Genomic DNA, 16,111 nt, shown 5'->3' on the forward strand with positions numbered 1-16,111 from the left:
GAGGGAACACGCACAGAACGTTTGTTCGAACGATGTGGACGCGATGTGGACGCGGGCGAAACCGAAGGGCCCCCGACCTGCGTTTCCGCAGGTCAGGGGCCCTTTTTCGGAGCGGAGGCGGCGGGATTTGAACCCGCGAGAGGTGATTAACCTCAACCCGCTTAGCAGGCGGGCGCCATAAACCGGGCTAGGCGACGCCTCCGAGCGCACGGCGACGGCTGTGCCGAAGCACCTTCACGGACCGTGAGCCTGCACAGGCTATCCGCCCGCGCACCGCCGGGGCAAAACGGCCTGCCGCCCTGCCCCGACGCATGGTCAGTTCATCGAGCAGATGTCGGCATTGGCCACGCGGGCCTTGAACGTCGGCGTCGTGGTGGGGACGGTGGCGGACAGGGTGTGCGTGGGCAGCGCCTGCGTGCCGACCCGGTTGGGCACGGCCACCACGTTGGGGCTGTTGGTGCCGACGCTGACCTCGATCGCCTCGCCGAGCAGGTCGTCCTCCCTCAGCTTGGCGCCGGGGAAGGCAGCGGCGACGGTGCGCGCCGAGTCGGCCTTGCTGGGGCTGTAGCTGACGATCACGCCGCTGTGCGGGTTGCTGCCCGACTTGTACCCGTCGACCTGGAAGCCCTGCAGCTCGAGGTCGCCGGCATCCTGGCGGGCGATGCCGGAGACGCCGGAGTCGTTGATGACGGAGACGTGGATCTTGTCCGGGGTGACGATCAGCGGCTCCTGCGACGGCGCGGGCGTGACCGGCCCGGTCGGGGCCTTCTTCGACCCGGTGCCCGGCAGCGGGTCGTCCTTGGCGATCGCCTCCCACAGCGCCGACGCCTTGGGGGTGAACTCCACCCGCGCCGGGTTCGGCGGGTACGGCTGGGTCGGGGCGGTGAGGAAGCGGATCTGCGAGGAGGACAGGCCCTGCACGCTCTGGGCCACCTCACGCAGCGAGTTCAGGTCACCCAGGCCGGGGTCGGTGGTCAGCGACTTGGTGGCCGCGTCGAGGAAGCGGAACAGCTTGTCGGGGCGCAGCAGGGTGCCGCTGCTCGTGGCCACCTGGACCATCGAGGACAGGAACGCCTGCTGCCGGTCGATCCGGCTGAGGTCGGAGCCGTCACCGAGGGTGTAGCGGGCCCGCACGAACGCCAGGGCCTGCGCCCCGGTGACCTCGCTGCGGCCCTTGGGGAGCTTGAGCCCGCTCTTGGGGTCGTTGACCGCCTTGGGCACGCAGACCGGCACCGAGCCGAGCGCGTCCACCATCGCCTCGAAGCCGAGGAAGTTCAGCACCATGAAGTGGTCGACGCGGATGCCGGTGTTCTGCTCGACCGTGCGGATCGTGCACGCCGGCCCGCCGAGCTCGAAGTTGGAGTTGAACTGACGCTCGGGCCAGGTGGTGATGTCGTTGTTCTTGTCCTTGCAGCTGACCGGGCCCTTCATCATGGTGTCCCGAGGGATGCTCACGACGAGGGCCGACTTGCGGTCGGCGGCGAGGTGCACCAGGAGGGTGGTGTCCGAGCGGGCCCCCGCGATCTCCTGGACGCTGCCGAACCCGGACACCCCCTTGCCGAGGTTCCTCGTGTCCGAGCCCATGACGAGGATGTTCATCGGTGGCAGGTCGGTCTGGGCGTTGACGCTCGCCTGGGTCTTCGGCCGCGAGCCGAGCTGGCCGGCGAGGTCGAGCTTGTGGATGTTGCCGTTGAGCTTGATGTAGGCCAGCAGGCCCAGCACGAGGACCACCGCCATGACCGCCGCGCCGATGATGGCGCCGCGCCGCAGGAGGGGATGCCGGTGGGTTCGCCGGTGCTCGTCCCTCCTGGCCCGCCGGGTGCCGGGCTCGGACGCGCTCGTGTCGAGGCCCTCGCCCCCGGAGCGGGTGTCGAGGGCCTCCCGACGCGACCTGCCTCGGCCGCGATCCGCGCGTGAGCGGGTCACTCAAGAGCCTTCCTGTACCGGCCCGGGCAGCGCGCATGGCGCGCACACCCGGCTGTAACCGAGGGAGTGTAGACGGACCACATGTGAGTTCCCCAAACGCGCCCGAGACGTCAGGTGAGTGTCTCGACGCTGAGCTGCCCCTCGGCATACCGCTGGCGCAGGACCTTCTTGTCGAACTTCCCGACGCTGGTCTTGGGCACCTCGTCGATGAACGCCCAGCGCTCGGGCACCTGCCAGTGGGCCAGCTTGGCGGCCAGGAACTCCTGAAGCTGCGCCGCGTCGACGGTGGCCCCGGGGGCACGCACCACGGTGGCCAGCGGCCGCTCCCCCCACTTCTCGTCGGGCACCCCGACCACGGAGGCCTCGACCACATCGGGGTGCGCCATCAGGGCGTTCTCGAGGTCGACCGAGGAGATCCACTCGCCGCCGGACTTGATGACGTCCTTGGCCCGGTCGGTCAGGACGAGGAACCCGTCGGGAGTCAGCGAACCGACGTCACCGGTGCGCAGCCAGCCGTCGTCGAACTTGCTCTCGGCGTCAGCCCGCTCGGCCTCGGTGTTCTGGCCGTTGTCGTAGTAGGCGCCGGTGATCCACGGCCCGCGCACCTCGACCTCGCCGACGCTGGTGCCGTCCCACGGCTGCTCGGCACCGTCCGGGCCGACGAGGCGGTAGTCCAGCGAGAGCGAGACCCGACCCTGCGTCTCCCGGTAGCGCCAGTGCTCCTCACCGGTCGTGCCCACCGGGGCGACCGCCGTCGAGCCGAGCGGGGACATCTCGGTCATCCCCCAGGCGTGGACCACCGTGACGCCGTGCCGCTCCTGCATCGCCCGCATCAGTGCCGGCGGGCACGCCGAGCCGCCGACGACGACCGAGCGCACCGACGAGCAGTCGGTGGGGTTCTGGTCCAGGTAGCGCAGCAGGTCGTTCCAGATGGTCGGCACCGCGCCGCCACCGGTGACCTTCTCGGTCTCGATCATCCGGGCCAGCGGCTCGGCCTGCAGGAACCGGTCCGGCAGGATCAGCGAGGCCCCGGCCATGAGCGCGGCGTAGGGCAGGCCCCACGCGTTGGCGTGGAACATCGGCACCACGGCGAGCAGCCGGTCGCCCTGGCGGATGTCGAGGCTGGTCGGCATGCAGACCTGCATGGTGTGCAGGTAGTTGGAGCGGTGGGAGTAGACGACGCCCTTGGGGTTGCCGGTGGTGCCGGAGGTGTAGCACATCGACGACGCCGAGGTCTCGTCCAGCTCGGGCCAGTCGAAGGTGTCCGGCTGTCCGGAGAGCAGCTCGTCCCAGTCGTGCACGCCCTCGATCCGGTCGCTGGCGCCGGCCAGGGCGTTGCGGACCTCGTCCGGGACCGGCCCGTTGACGATGACGTGACGGATCGTGGCCAGGTGCGGCAGCAGCTTGCTGAACGGGGCGGCGAGGGAGTTGTCGACGATGACGACCTGGTTCTCCGCGTGGTTGGTCACATAGATGACCTGCTCGGGGAAGAGCCGGATGTTCAGCGCGTGCAGGACGGCACCCATCGAGGGCACGGCCAGGTAGCTGATCAGGTGCTCGGCGTTGTTCCACATGAAGGTCGCCACGCGCTGGTCGCCGTCGATCCCGAGACCGCGCAGCGCATGCGCCAGCTGGGCGGCTTTGCGGCCCACCTCCGCGTACGACGTGCGCCGGGGACCCTCGGCGGTCCAGGTGACGGCCTCCTGGTCGGCATGCATGCGCGTGCCGTTGAGGAGGATGCGGGAGATGAGCAGCTGGGTGTCCTGCATGGTGCTCTTCATGGCTGGAGCCTGCCATGCGTCGCGCCCTCGCGGGAGGGTATGCCGGCACCGGCGTTTCGGGACAACCCAGCCACATGAGGTTTGATGGCCCCCATGAATCGACGCATCCTCCTCCCCTCGATCGTGGGCGGGGTCCTCGTGGTGGGAGCGGCGGCCGGGGGGTACGTCCTGCTCCAGCATCGTGAGGGGGCGCGCGACGACCGCGCGGCCAACACCGCCGCGACCTCCTTCGCCCGGGCCTGGACCGCCCGCAAGCTCGACGACCCGATCGCGACGTATGCCGGGTCCTCGCCGAAGCAGGTCGCGGCCAGCTTCCGCGCGACCACCGGGCCACTGGGCGCCGTGCCGGTCAAGGTCTCCGTGACCGACGTCCACCGCAACGGCGACACCGGCACGGCCGAGCTGCACGTGGCGTGGCAGGTCGGCACGGGCCGGACGTGGGCCTACGACGAGTCGGTCGGCCTGAAGAAGACCAACCAGATATGGGGGGTCGTCGCCAACGGCACGACGTCGCTGTGGCACCCCAAGGTGCCGGCGGGCACCGCCCTGTCCTTCGAGCACACGTGGGGAAAGCGCGGCGACATCCTCGACCGCAACGGCCAGCCCCTGGTGACGAACGGCACCGTCTACGACATCGGGCTCGACCCGGCGAAGGCGACCCCGGCGGCCGCGACGGCCGTGGAGAAGCTGACGCACACGGCGCCCGGAACGCTGGTGACGGCCCTGGCCAAGGCCAAGGCGGCGAAGTCCTCGCAGGTCATCGACGTCATCACCTACCGCGAGAGCGACTTCGCGCCGATCAAGGCGAGCCTGGACGCCCTGCCGGGGGTCGTGCACCCCACCCGGGACCAGCCCCTGGCCGCGAGCCGCACGTTTGCCCAGCCGCTGCTCGGCTCCTACGGCATGGTCAGCGCCGACCGGATCCAGGCCAGCAACGGCCGGTTCGCCGTGGGCGACCGCGCCGGCCTGACCGGAGTCCAGGCAGCGTACGACACGGTCCTCGGCGGCACGCCGGGCATCTCCATCCGGGTGGGCGGCGCGACCGGCACGGAGCTGTTCACGGTGCCCCCCAAGGACGGCGCCTCGGTCACGATGACGCTCGATCCCAAGGTGCAGAGCGCCGCCGAGGCAGCGCTCACCGGCAGCAAGAACGTCCCGTCGGCGCTGGTCGCCGTCGACGTCAAGACCGGCCAGCTGCTGGCCGTGGCCAACAGCGCCGGCCAGAGCATCGACAGCGCGCTGCGCGGCCAGTACGCCCCGGGGTCGACCCTCAAGGTGGCCACGACCTACGCCCTGCTCACGCATGGCCTGACGCCGACGACCCCGGTGAACTGCCCGCCGAAGGTCACCGTCGAGGGCACGACGATGCAGAACTACGAGGGCGAGAAGTTCGGCACCGTGCCGTTCTCCCAGGACTTCGCCAAGTCCTGCAACACCGCGTTCATCGGCCTGGGGGTGAGCCGGCTGGGCAACAACGACCTGCACCAGGCGGCCACCGCACTCGGCATCGGCGCCGGCTGGGCCAAGAACCTCGGCGTCCCGGCATTCGACGGCAGCATCCCGCCGGCGAGCGGAGCCACCGAGCGCGCGACGACCGCCTTCGGGCAGGGCAAGACGCTGGTCTCCCCCGCAGCCCTGGCGGTCATGTCCGGTTCGGTTGCCCGCGGGAGCTACCTCCCGCCCGTCCTCGTGACGTCCCCGGCCCCGCAGGGCGTCGACCGCACCCCCAAGGCGCTGGACGCCCAGGCGGTCAGCCAGCTGCAGCAGCTCATGCGCCTGGTGGTCACCTCGGGCACGGGCACCAAGATCAACGACGCTCCCGGCGGCCCGGTCTACGGCAAGACCGGCACGGCGGAGTTCGGCACCGGCAAGCCGTACAAGACCCGCGCCTGGTTCACCGGCTGGCAGGGCGACATCGCCTTCGCGGTGCTCGTGGAGGAGGGCAAGAGCGGCGGTGACGTCGCCGCACCCCTCGCGAAGACGTTCCTCGCCGGCCTGCACTGACGCCGGCCACACGGCATACCGGAGCTGGGTCGACCACGGGCCGGACACGACGAAGCCCCCGGGACAGGTCCCGGGGGCTTCGTGCTGTGCGACGTCAGTGCGTCAGCTGCAGCTCGACTCTCAGAGAGGGCGAACGGCGTCGGCCTGCGGGCCCTTCGGGCCCTGGGTGACCTCGAACTCGACGCGCTGCGCCTCGTCGAGGGAGCGGTAGCCGTTGGTCTGGATGGCGGAGTAGTGGACGAAGACGTCCGGGCCGCCACCATCCTGAGCGATGAAGCCGAAGCCCTTCTCAGCGTTGAACCACTTGACGGTGCCCTGTGCCATGGGGATAACTCATTTCCTTGTGTGGCCAATGGAGCCCACACCTCGCGGGCTCCAGGCTGCCGCACTACCCCCACACCTGCGGGACATGCCCGTTCTGATGAAAAAAGCCCGCTGGTGGGCGGGCATTTCTTCGACCTGCGAGGAACTGCAACTGCAACCGGTCGTCACGTTAGCACGATGACTCGTCTCCGCCAGGGTTCTATCCAGCACAAGGACGGCCCGAATTTCGCCGGGGCGGGGACCCTGTGGTACGCGCGGCACCGGCCACGCGCCGCGAACCGTCGCCGCAGGTCAGGGCCGAGATCAGAGCCAGCAGGAGACGCGCACGGCGGTGCCGTCGGCGAGCGAGCGGATCTGGACCAGGTCGCACAGCTGGTTGGCCAGCCACAGGCCCCTGCCCCGGCCCTGCTCCAGCGTCGGGGTGCGCCGCCCGACCAGGGCGTCGTCGATGCGCCCGCGGTCGCGCACCTCGCACACGATCCGGTCGGGCTCGCGCCAGACGCGTAGCACCCCACCCCCGCCGCCGTGGTCCACGCTGTTGGCGCTCACCTCGTGGACGGCGAGCACGAGGTCCTCGACCCGGTCCGGATGCAGCCGGGTCTCGCTGGCCCGCTGCCCGACCAGCGCCCGCAGCCGGCCGAGGTCCCCGACGCCGAACTCCTCGACGTCCACCTGCGCGGCCGCCGGCTCGGGCAGGGGCAGCTCGAACGCCGCACGGATGTGGGCCATGCCGCCGTAGCGGGTGCTGTCGTGCTCCTCACCGCGCTCCACGAGCTGGGGGTGGCTGCGGTGGGCCTCGTCGATGACCGCACCGTCGAGCGCGTCGGCCTCGTAGGGGCAGCGCAGCCACAGCGGCACGGTCGGCCCGATGGCGAGGTTGAGCAGCGACTCGTGCACCTGGCACTCGGTGACCTCGGGGGAACGCCGCCCGGCCCAGACCGGCTCGCCGATGCCCCGCAGCGGTCGCGAGCCGCCGCCGTTGTCGTCGACGAACGCCCGCCAGGCGGGGATGATGCGGGCCGGGTTGCGCCCGAGCTCGGCCATGTCGACGAAGACGACCCCCTCGGGGGTGCCCCCGAGCTCCCGCCGCACCCACTCGAGGCGGGGGCGGATCAGCGCCACCAGGATGGGCTGGCCCTGGTCGACGGCCTCCTCGACGAAGGGCACGGTGCCGGAGAGGAACTCATCCTCGCCCGACCACAGGAACGCCTCGTGCCGATAGCCCTCACCGGGCTGTGCACTCTCGGCGGTCAGTCCCATCCGTACGCCTCGCTCCACTGGCGGCGTGCCCAGGCGACGGGACCGGCTCCCCTCGGGCCTGCACACGCCGACATCGTTGTCCGACCCCGATCACGGTACCCATGAGAAACCTCGCGGAACAGACCTTTGGCACAAGTGGCGACAACCTGCCACTCGCCCGCCGCAGTGGCGTCCCCGCAGGTCAGCCCCGGAGGACATGGCCCGCGCCGGGGCGGTCCAGGGGCTGTCCAGTACGAAGACTTCGCCGCACCCCGGCGTGGTCAACCCTTCACCCAGAGCCGCGTGACGGGCGGGCGGATCGCGAGAGCGGGAACCCCCGGTCGCAGAGCCCCGGGGTTCCCGTCGTGGGCGGAGGGCGTGGGATTCGAACCCACGATGCCGTTGCCGACATAGCGGTTTTCAAGACCGCCGCACTAGGCCACTATGCGAGCCCTCCTGACCTGCGGATGCATCGAGGTCCGAGCCGAGCAGGCTCGGGTCCCGCGACTGTCCCGCAGGGTTGGCGCCAGCCCCCTCCGCAAACGGATGAGGGCGCCGACGTCGGGGAGCAGTGTTGCACGACCGTCGGCCAGCACGGTGAAGCACGTGCCGGGGGTGCGGAGGCTCAGACGCAGGCGGCCGCCGGCGGATGATGCCCGCTGGAACGGTCGGTGCTTCGCCGCCGGGTCAGGGGGCGTCACATCGCACGGGCACCGACCGGCCCCGCAGTGCGGGGGACGGGCCGGTCGGTGCCCTCACCGTGCGTCCACCGGCTCCGCAGGGGGAGGATGGGCCGGTCGGCGCGCCTCCACTGTGCGCCCGGTGCCGAGGGCCGCGCCCGTTGCGGCGGCAGCAGGCCACCTAGTGCATCGGGATCAGAAGCGCTGGCTGGTCACACCGTCGGACGCCTCGCACGCTGCATCGACGGAGGAGAAGATCTCGAAGACGTCGGTCAGGCCGGTGATCGTCAAGACCCTCAGGATGCGCTCCCCCGGGCCGGCCAGGGACAGCGAGCCGTTCCGGGACCGCGCCGCCGCCAGCCCGCCGATCAGCGCGCTGAGGCCGCTGGAGTCCATGAAGCCCACGTCCTCGAGGTCCACCACCAGGTGCGTGTGCCCGGCGTTGATCTCCGCCTCCAGCCACTCGCGAAGCCTCGGGGCGCTGAAGGCGTCGATCTCGCCCCCGACACGGACAACGGTGCTGGCCCCTCGGGACCCGCTGGAGATCGTCAGGTCGTCCACGTGTGCTCCTCGCTGCGGTTGGCGGCACCCACCACTGTGGGCCCTGCCCCGCGGCCGCCGCCCGTTGCAGGGGCGGCAGGTCGCCTAGTGCAAAGGGATCACTGCGGACCTGGCCCGGCAGAGGCCACTCTGCCCGGGCCGGGCAGGGCTCACTACCGACCGAGGCCAGGCAGGGCTCTACCGGCCGGGACCGGGCAGCCACAGGGTCACGCACGTGCCCCCCTGCGGGCTCTCGCCCACGTCGCACCGACCGCCGGCAAGGGTCGCCCGGTCCTGCATGCCGGCGATCCCGCGGTGCCCCGGCGTGGATCCGTTCACCGCCGCTCCCGGCCCGACGCCGTCGTCGTGCACCGTGACCTCGAGCCCCCCGCCCGCGCCGGTGACGCTCACCGCGACGTTTGCGGCCTTGGAGTGCTTGAGGACGTTGACCAGGGCCTCCTTGGCGATCCGATAGGCCATGGCCCGCGTCGCCTCGGGCATCGCCGGTTCCTGGCCCCCCTCGACGGTGCAGCGCACCGCGGCTCCCTCGAACACCTCGTCTGCCGCCCTGGCCAGCGCCGGGGCCAGCCCCCCACTCAGGTCCGGGGGCTCGAGGTCGAACAGCAGGGCCCGCAGCCGTTCGGTGGCCCCGGTCACGCTGGCCTGCATGCTCTCCAGCTCCTCGAGCAGCTCCGGCGCTCGCTCCCGGACGCCTCGCCGCAGCAGCCCCAGGCGCAGGTCCACCGCGGCGCAGGCCTGCACCGTGTCGTCGTGGACGTCCGCGGCGATGCGGACCCGCTCGGCGTCCTGGGCGTGGACCAGCCGGGTCAGCAGGGCCTCGCGCTGTTCGGCCAGCTCCCGCAGGGCCCTCTCGGCCGCCCGGCTCTCGGTGATGTCCCGTTGCACGGTGGCGAGGGCAAACGGCTCCCCTGTGCGGCCGTCACGCATGAGGAAGCTGGCGATGGCCACAGGGATCGGAGGGCCCCCGTTGTGGCTGCGCAGGGTGGACTCCCCCTCCCAGTGGCCTTCGCGGACGACGGCGGGCTGCTCGACCTCGACGGAGGCGGCCAGGCCCTCGGGCGTGAGGTAGTCCGCGATCGTGGTGGTCGTGACGTCGACGTCAGCACCAATGCCGATCATGGCGCGTCCACCCGGGTTCACGTACTGCACGACACCGTCCAGGCCCGCGATGGCGATGAAGTCCGGCGAGGCCTCGACGAGCGCGTTGAACCGGAGCAGGTCGGCGTTGGCGACCCGGAGCGCTGCCTCCGTGGCGCGCAGCTCGGTGATGTCCGAGGCGATCCAGGCGGTCCCCAGGTCCGCCGACGTGTCCGGGTGGTGCAGACGGAACAATTCCAGGTCGACGAGGCGGTCCACGACGTCGCCATGGTGGGCAACGCGGAGGGGCACCTGCCCGGACCAGCGGCCGGCGGTGTTCCGCTGCGCCCGGATCGCCTCGGTGGGCTCCTGCCCGATGTAGGTGGCCAGCGCCGTCCACACGTCCTGGCCGTCCGCCGCGAGACCGATGTCGGCGACCCGCGGGTTGAGGTACACGAGGCGGTCGGCGGTGTCGGAGATGCCGATGAGGTTGTCCGAGGCGTCGGCCAGGGCCTGGAACTTCACCAGCTCCTCGCGGGCCAGGCGGTGGGCGTTGAGCAGAAGGGCGTTGTCCACGGCCAGGGCGCAGCGTCCCGCGATGTCCACCACCAGGTCGACGTCCTCGTCGCCGAAGGGCCCATCTGCCCCGGTCCGGGCGATGTCGACCAGCCCGATGAGCTGCCCGCGGGAGTGCAGGGGCACGCGCAGGACGGACTCTGCGGTCGTCGGGGCCGCCAGCCGGTCGAGCAGCCCGCCGGGGGCGGTGGCCCTCGCGCACGCGCCCGGGTCGAGCACCGTCGGGGCCGCCAGTGCCGCGGCGGCCGCGACCTCGGGGGCGTACGACGTCACATCGTGCCCCTCCGTCAGGATGGCGGCGATGTCGCGACCGGCCCTGCTGCGGTCCCACGCGGCCGCCGGGCTGAGTCGCCCGCCGTCGGCGGAGCGCAGCCAGAGCACCCCGGTCGGCCCGGCAACCTCGGTCACCGCACGGACCACCACGTTCAGCAACGCCGGCAGGTCCAGCACCTCGCGGGTCAGGGCGGTGGAGAGCTCGGCCAGGTGGTAGTCGCGCCGCCGCGCGGCGCGGGCCTCACGTTCGAGCTGGCGTTGCTCGGTGACGTCGGTGGCGACGCCGAGTGCGCCGGTGAAGGTGCCCTCCTCATCGAAGACCGGTTCGAAGTACAGCGAGAGGCGACGGCCGATGTACTCCCTCTCCGCGTGGAAGGCCTCACCGGCCAGGGCCCGGGTGAGGGCCTCGGTGCCCAGCGGGTCGTCGCGGTAGAACTCCAGGAGGTCCGTCCCGACCATCTCACCGGGGCGGAACCCCAGCGCCGCCAGTCCCGAGCCGAGCGACAGGGTGCACCGGCCGGCAGGGTCCATCCCGAAGATGATCTGCGGGCCGACGTCCGGGCCCTCCTCGGTCGAGAGCCAGGTGCGCTGTTCCATCCCGTTCGCCCCCAGAAGGTCGGGCCTCAGTGACGATGTGCCGCCATGGTAAGCACAGCACCTGCGTCGGCGGCCCGCTTCAGGCCGGTGCCCACAGGCGCGCAGCCGGCGGCCTCACACCGCCGCGCCGCCCACCGCTTCGGGCAGCTCCACACGGCCGGAGCCCAGAACCGCTCGCAGGGCAGCCGCGCCAGTGGGCGTGGCCAGCACCACCTCGCCGTGGGCGCAGCGAGCCAACAGCTCCGGGAGCGTCTCCCCGATCCGCCCCTTGGCCAGGAACCCGACCGCCCCGGCGGCCACCATGGCCGCCACCGTGTTCACGCCGATCTCGGCCGAGATGGCCACGACCACCGGCGCCCGAGGCAGCCTGGCGATCGCCATAGCCGTAGCCGGCCCGCCGCCCGGCATCCGCACGTCGATCAGGACCAGGTCCAGAGGCAGCTCGGCCGCGAGACGTGTCGCCTGCTCCCCGCAGGTGGCAGTGGCAGCGACCACGAAGCGGGCATCGGCCTCCACCGCGGTGACCAGCGCGGACAGCATCTCGGGGTGGTCATCGGCGATGAGGACACGGACGCGCGACATGAACCAGCCTGACCTTGTCGGCACCTCGGACACCGCCATCGTGCGACTACCCGCGGCCAGTTCGGCGATGCCGGCGCCTCAGGGCTCCTAGTGCAGGGATACTAGGGAGGACGCGTGGAGGTGACAGCGTGGACAGTGACCACGACACCGGGGACCACGTCAACGGCGCGCGCCCGATCCGCGTGCTCATCGTCGATGACCACGAGGTCGTCGCAGCCAGCTTGGCGCGCGTCCTCGACGAGGAGCCCGACCTCAGCACGGTGGGCCTGGCGCAGACGCTGGCCCAGGCCCGCGCGAGGGTCCAGACGTCCTCGCCCGACGTGCTGATCCTGGACCGCCGGCTGCCCGACGGCGACGGCGTGGCGGCGATCCCTGAGCTGCGGGCACTGCGCCCGAGCATGAACGTGTTGGTCCTGACCGGCGCGGGCTCCGATGACGTGCTCGTCAGGGCACTGGAGGCCGGCGCTGCAGGGTTCCTGTCCAAGACGCGGAGCCTGGCCGAGGTGACAACCGCCGTCCGGGCCGCCGCGCAGGGCGAGGCCAGCATCTCCCCGGAGCTGCTGGCCCGGCTGCTGCCCAAGCTCACCCGCACGGGCGGGGCGCAGCCGGCCCTGACCAAGCGCGAGGAAGAGGTGCTGGCCGGGCTGGCTCAGGGCCTGTCCAACGCCGCGATCGCCGCCGAGCTCGACGTGAGCGTGAACACCGTGCGCAACCACGTCTCGAACCTGTCGGCCAAGCTGGGGGCGCACAGCAAGCTGGAAGCCATGTCCATCGCCATCCAGCGCGGCCTGCTCTCCGGCCCCTGAAACCAGCCACACGCCATACCGGGGGTTCCGCGGCGACCGACACAGCGGGTCCCCACCGCCACGAAGTCGGTGGGGACCCGGGCGTCCCAGGTGGACGCGCCCCCCTGCGCCAGGAACCGGCCGCTGCGGATCCGGTGGTCAGGGGCTTCTCATTCCGAAGGTACGCCTGCGTCCGCCCCCCGAGCCACCCCCGGTGGAGCCCCGGTCTGGTCAAGCATGCTGGTCAGCCGACGGGTCGATGGCGGCCCCATGACGGCCGTGGCCTCGAAGACGTGTTGCGCCGGTCCCGGAGTGCAGGTTGCATGACGACGTGGAGGCACGTGCCCGGGAGGGCTACCGCGGGACCGGCCCCGGGGACATGACGCCGGACGGCTGCGCCGTGGAGCTGTACGCCCGGCTGCCGGTCGGGGACGAGCCGGAGGTCATCGCGGCGGCGGTCCCTCCGCCGGCCCGGCTGCTGGAGCTGGGGTCCGGGGCAGGCCGGATGACCCATGCCCTGCTGGAGGGCGGCTTCGAGGTCACGGCGGTCGACGAGTCCGCCGCGATGCTGGCACGCATCCACGGTGCCCGCACCGTCGCGAGCGCCATCGAGACCCTCGATCTGGCCGAGCGCTTCGACGTGGTGCTGCTCGCGTCGTTCCTGGTCCACGCCGGCGACCCCGGGGTCCGGCAGGGGCTGCTGCGGACCTGCCGACGCCACGTCGCCGAGGACGGCTGCGTGCTCGTGCAGCGTGAGGGTGCGGACTGGCACGACCAGGTCCCGCGTGAGACGCGACGCGGCGACGGCGTGGTCCGGGTGCTGTCCTCCGACGACGTCGGCGACGGGGTGCGCTCGGTGGTGGTCGAGTACCTCTTCCCCGACGCCCGGTGGACCCACACCTTCCGGTCCCGGCCGCTGAGCACCGGCGCGTTCGAGCAGGCGCTGCAGGACGCGGGACTGGTCGTGGACCGCTACCTCACGCCGGACCGCACCTGGGTGCAGGCACGACCGGCCGTGGCGGAGGAGGGCGCGTGAGCATCAGGGTGACCACCGACGGCGCCGTGACCACCGTCGTCCTCGACCGGCCCGAGGTGCGCAACGCCGTCGACGCCGCGCACGCCGCGGAGCTGACGGCCGTGTTCGAGGAGTTCGACGCCGACCCGGGCCAGTCGGTGGCGGTGCTCACCGGTGCCGGCGGCACGTTCTGCTCGGGGGCGGACCTCAAGGCGGTCGCCGAGGGGGCGCCGCTGCCCGCCGCACCCGGGGACGGACCCGGCGGCATGGGACCGACCCGACTGACCCTGTCCAAGCCGGTGGTCGCCGCGGTCGGGGGGCACGCGGTGGCCGGAGGGCTCGAACTCGCGCTGTGGTGCGACCTGCGCGTCGCCGACCCCGGCGCGGTGTTCGGCGTCTACTGCCGGCGCTGGGGCGTGCCGCTCATCGACGGCGGCACCGTGCGTCTGCCTCGCCTGGTCGGGCAGAGCCACGCGCTGGACATGATCCTGACTGGCCGCAGCGTCGACGCCGAGGAGGCGCTGCGGATGGGGCTGGTCAACCGGCTGGCGCCCGCCGGTCGGGCGCTGGCGGCAGCACAGCAGCTGGCCCGGGAGCTGGCGGCGCTGCCGCAGACCTGCCTGCGTCACGACCGGCTCTCGGCCCTGGAACAACACGGCACGGACCTGGGCGCGGCGATCGCCAACGAGTGGCGGCACGGCCAGTTCGCCCTCACCGAGGAGACCCTGGCAGGGGCCCGCCGGTTCGCCGGCGGCGCCGGGCGGCACGGCGCCGCCGCCGACTGACCCGCGTTCCGGCGGCCGCCCCTCGCGCCGAGGCGAAACCCACACGTCCCGGCCGGGTTGTGGGGGTTTCGTCGACCTCGCGGGCGCGGACGTGCCGCCCGGGCCTCAGCGGCGGGTGGGCAGCACCAGGAGGGCGTCCCCGACGGGCCGCTCGCCGGTCGCGTCCGAGGGATGGTTGACCACCTGACCGCCCACCGCCATGGTCGTCGAGCCGCCGCCATCGAGGTTGATCGCATCGACCAGCCCCAGCGAGCGCGCCACGTCAGCCGCCTCGGGGATGCTCAACCCCAGGTCGTCGGTGCTGCGTCCGTCCACCGTGACGATCACTGTGCGCCCGCGGGCGTCCACCCCGGCGAAGGTGCGGGGGTTCCGCTTGACGACCCAGCCGTAGGCGAAGCTCGGGTCGCCCGGGTGCACCATCCCGTCTTGCTGCTGGGTGATGCGCTCACGCCCACCCTGCATCAGCTGGGGGCCACCGTTGACGATGGTGGTCCCCGGGTCGGTGGCCCGGGCGTGCCCGTCCTCCCCGACGAGGCCGGCACTGACGTCGAGACGCTCACCGACGTGGACGTCCGCCAGCGCACCGGCCGAGGTGCCCGTGGCCTGCACCGTGGTCAGGCCCGGTGCGAGCGCGGTCCCACGCTCGGCGTTCACAGACCGCACGACGTGGTGGGCGTCGACCACGACCTCCCGCCCCGGCCCCGTGGGGGTCCGTGTCCCGAACTGCGGGGTGAAGGCGACGAGCTCGCTGTCGTCGGTGCACGTGACGTCATGCAGCGGCAGCGCGGTCGGGCTGTCGCCGGAGTCACCGCCACAGTTGCGGATGAGGCCGGGAACACGGTTCACGCCAGCGAGACGCCCCACCCCTCTCCCATTGACCGACACCCTGCCCTGCCAGCTCAGGCGCTCGACCCCTGTGCGGCTGCCGTCGTCGTGCATCACCAGCGCGGGGCGACCGTTCGTGGGCTCGGAGAGCAGCCGCCCGCGGTAGACGCCGACCCCGGCCGGGTCGCCGGGCGCCCCGGCCGCGGGGTCCAGCACGAAGAAGCCGGCGTTCACCCCGACCGTTGCCCCCGCCGCGCGGCTGAGCGCCGACGTGGTCTCCCGGTCGTGCAGGTCCGGTCCGTATGACGCGTCCAGGGTGCCGCGGAACGACCGCGGGTCGAGGGTGACGACCTTCAGGTGCCACGGCCCACGGTCCGCGGGGTTGCCGTCCCATCCCGTGTAGACCGACGAGGCGTGCTCGCCGGCCGCTGCGAGCCTGACGTTGGCGGCATCGGCCTCGGCCTTGGTCGCGTAGCTGCCGAGCCTCACCCGGTAGCCCAGCGTCCCGGCGGGCACGTCCGCTGTCGGCGGCTGGGCCACGCGCTCGACCCTCGCGGGGAACCCCTTGGCCGCCAGGCGGTCCGCCTGCGCCCGGGCGCTGGCCTCGTCGGAGATCGACCGGGGCGGTGCGTCCGGGTCGGGCGAGCTCGAGGACGCGGGGATGAGTGCCTCGAGGGTCCAGACCAGGTGGGAGTCTGCGCCACCCCGGGTGATCTCGGTGAGGGTCACCCCGGGCTGGAGGGCCCGCGTGGACCGCGTCTCGGCCAGGTCAGGAGCCCCCAGGTCGAGCCGACCGGACCGCACGGGGTCGGCGGACGGGACGACCGCAGCCGACCCGGACTGCGCGGTCGCGGACGCGAGGTCCCCTCCGAGGACGCCGCCACCGGAGACGAGCGCGAGGGCGACGGCGCCGGCCAGGACGCGGCTGCGGGAAGTACTCATGACGCGGACCGTAGGGGCGCCATGCAGACGCGCGGCAGTCACGGAATGACCGCGGGGTGAACGCGAAGGCCCCTCACTCGCGCCGAGGTCGACGAAACCCCCACAACCCGGCCGGGTTGTGCGGGTTTCGTCGACCTCG

The 16,111-nt window shown here is 72.4% G+C and carries 12 protein-coding genes and 2 tRNA genes; 4 read left to right on the forward strand and 10 right to left on the reverse strand.

The features are described 5' to 3' along the window. Positions 1-112 precede the first annotated feature (112 nt). From VF825_RS01585 to VF825_RS01595, 3 genes are all read right to left on the reverse strand, one after another. Positions 113-202, reverse strand: a tRNA-Ser gene (locus VF825_RS01585). A 113-nt stretch (positions 203-315) separates the two neighbouring features. Continuing rightward, positions 316-1,926, reverse strand: a complete 1,611-nt coding sequence (locus VF825_RS01590; protein ID WP_331109432.1) for an LCP family protein — start codon at positions 1,924-1,926, stop codon at positions 316-318. A 110-nt stretch (positions 1,927-2,036) separates the two neighbouring features. After that, positions 2,037-3,707 carry a fatty acid--CoA ligase gene (locus tag VF825_RS01595; protein WP_331109434.1) on the reverse strand — a complete coding sequence of 557 codons (1,671 nt, stop codon included), beginning with the start codon at positions 3,705-3,707 and terminating at the stop codon, positions 2,037-2,039. A 93-nt stretch (positions 3,708-3,800) separates the two neighbouring features. On the opposite strand from VF825_RS01595, the gene VF825_RS01600 reads away from it, so the two are divergent. Continuing rightward, positions 3,801-5,711 (forward strand): penicillin-binding transpeptidase domain-containing protein, encoded by a 1,911-nt coding sequence (locus VF825_RS01600; protein ID WP_331109436.1) that lies wholly within the window; start codon positions 3,801-3,803, stop codon positions 5,709-5,711. A gap of 120 nt (positions 5,712-5,831) precedes the next feature. On the opposite strand, the gene VF825_RS01605 is transcribed toward VF825_RS01600, so the two are convergent. From VF825_RS01605 to VF825_RS01630, 6 genes are all read right to left on the reverse strand, one after another. Continuing rightward, complete coding sequence (locus VF825_RS01605; protein ID WP_034805904.1) at positions 5,832-6,035, reverse strand: cold-shock protein; 204 nt, start codon at positions 6,033-6,035, stop codon at positions 5,832-5,834. A gap of 303 nt (positions 6,036-6,338) precedes the next feature. Continuing rightward, positions 6,339-7,295 carry a sensor histidine kinase gene (locus VF825_RS01610; protein WP_331109440.1) on the reverse strand — a complete coding sequence of 319 codons (957 nt, stop codon included), beginning with the start codon at positions 7,293-7,295 and terminating at the stop codon, positions 6,339-6,341. 349 nt (positions 7,296-7,644) lie between these two features. Next, positions 7,645-7,731: transfer RNA gene (locus tag VF825_RS01615), tRNA-Ser, on the reverse strand. A 418-nt stretch (positions 7,732-8,149) separates the two neighbouring features. After that, positions 8,150-8,515 (reverse strand): STAS domain-containing protein, encoded by a 366-nt coding sequence (locus tag VF825_RS01620; protein WP_331109442.1) that lies wholly within the window; start codon positions 8,513-8,515, stop codon positions 8,150-8,152. 177 nt (positions 8,516-8,692) lie between these two features. Then, the gene (locus VF825_RS01625; RefSeq protein ID WP_331109445.1) at positions 8,693-11,038 is read right to left on the reverse strand and encodes a PAS domain-containing protein; all 2,346 of its coding nucleotides are present in this window, start codon (positions 11,036-11,038) and stop codon (positions 8,693-8,695) included. Between the two features lie 114 nt (positions 11,039-11,152). After that, a complete protein-coding gene (locus VF825_RS01630; protein WP_331109447.1) occupies positions 11,153-11,620 on the reverse strand; it encodes a response regulator in 468 nt (155 codons plus the stop codon). Positions 11,621-11,748: 128 nt separating this feature from the next. Here VF825_RS01630 and VF825_RS01635 point away from each other — a divergent pair, with 128 nt between their 5' ends. From VF825_RS01635 to VF825_RS01645, 3 genes are all read left to right on the forward strand, one after another. After that, the gene (locus VF825_RS01635; RefSeq protein ID WP_331109449.1) at positions 11,749-12,426 is read left to right on the forward strand and encodes a response regulator transcription factor; all 678 of its coding nucleotides are present in this window, start codon (positions 11,749-11,751) and stop codon (positions 12,424-12,426) included. Between the two features lie 310 nt (positions 12,427-12,736). After that, complete coding sequence (locus VF825_RS01640) at positions 12,737-13,441, forward strand: class I SAM-dependent methyltransferase (RefSeq protein WP_331109452.1); 705 nt, start codon at positions 12,737-12,739, stop codon at positions 13,439-13,441. After that, positions 13,438-14,205, forward strand: a complete 768-nt coding sequence (locus tag VF825_RS01645; RefSeq protein ID WP_331109454.1) for a crotonase/enoyl-CoA hydratase family protein — start codon at positions 13,438-13,440, stop codon at positions 14,203-14,205. The genes VF825_RS01640 and VF825_RS01645 overlap by 4 nt, the downstream gene beginning before the upstream one ends. Positions 14,206-14,310: 105 nt before the next feature. On the opposite strand, the gene VF825_RS01650 is transcribed toward VF825_RS01645, so the two are convergent. After that, complete coding sequence (locus tag VF825_RS01650) at positions 14,311-15,972, reverse strand: phosphodiester glycosidase family protein (RefSeq protein ID WP_331109456.1); 1,662 nt, start codon at positions 15,970-15,972, stop codon at positions 14,311-14,313. Positions 15,973-16,111: the final 139 nt, after the last annotated feature.

It is taken from the genome of Oryzihumus sp. (genome assembly GCF_036391795.1).
Taxonomy (GTDB): Bacteria; Actinomycetota; Actinomycetes; order Actinomycetales; family Dermatophilaceae; genus Oryzihumus.

Coding starts and splice junctions, on each gene's coding strand:
- VF825_RS01600 (WP_331109436.1), top strand. CDS start 3,801: ATGAATCGACGCATCCTCCTCCCCTCGATCGTGGGCGGGGTCCTCGTG.
- VF825_RS01625 (WP_331109445.1), bottom strand. CDS start 11,038: ATGGAACAGCGCACCTGGCTCTCGACCGAGGAGGGCCCGGACGTCGGC.
- VF825_RS01605 (WP_034805904.1), bottom strand. CDS start 6,035: ATGGCACAGGGCACCGTCAAGTGGTTCAACGCTGAGAAGGGCTTCGGC.
- VF825_RS01650 (WP_331109456.1), bottom strand. CDS start 15,972: ATGAGTACTTCCCGCAGCCGCGTCCTGGCCGGCGCCGTCGCCCTCGCG.
- VF825_RS01595 (WP_331109434.1), bottom strand. CDS start 3,707: ATGAAGAGCACCATGCAGGACACCCAGCTGCTCATCTCCCGCATCCTC.
- VF825_RS01630 (WP_331109447.1), bottom strand. CDS start 11,620: ATGTCGCGCGTCCGTGTCCTCATCGCCGATGACCACCCCGAGATGCTG.
- VF825_RS01610 (WP_331109440.1), bottom strand. CDS start 7,295: ATGGGACTGACCGCCGAGAGTGCACAGCCCGGTGAGGGCTATCGGCAC.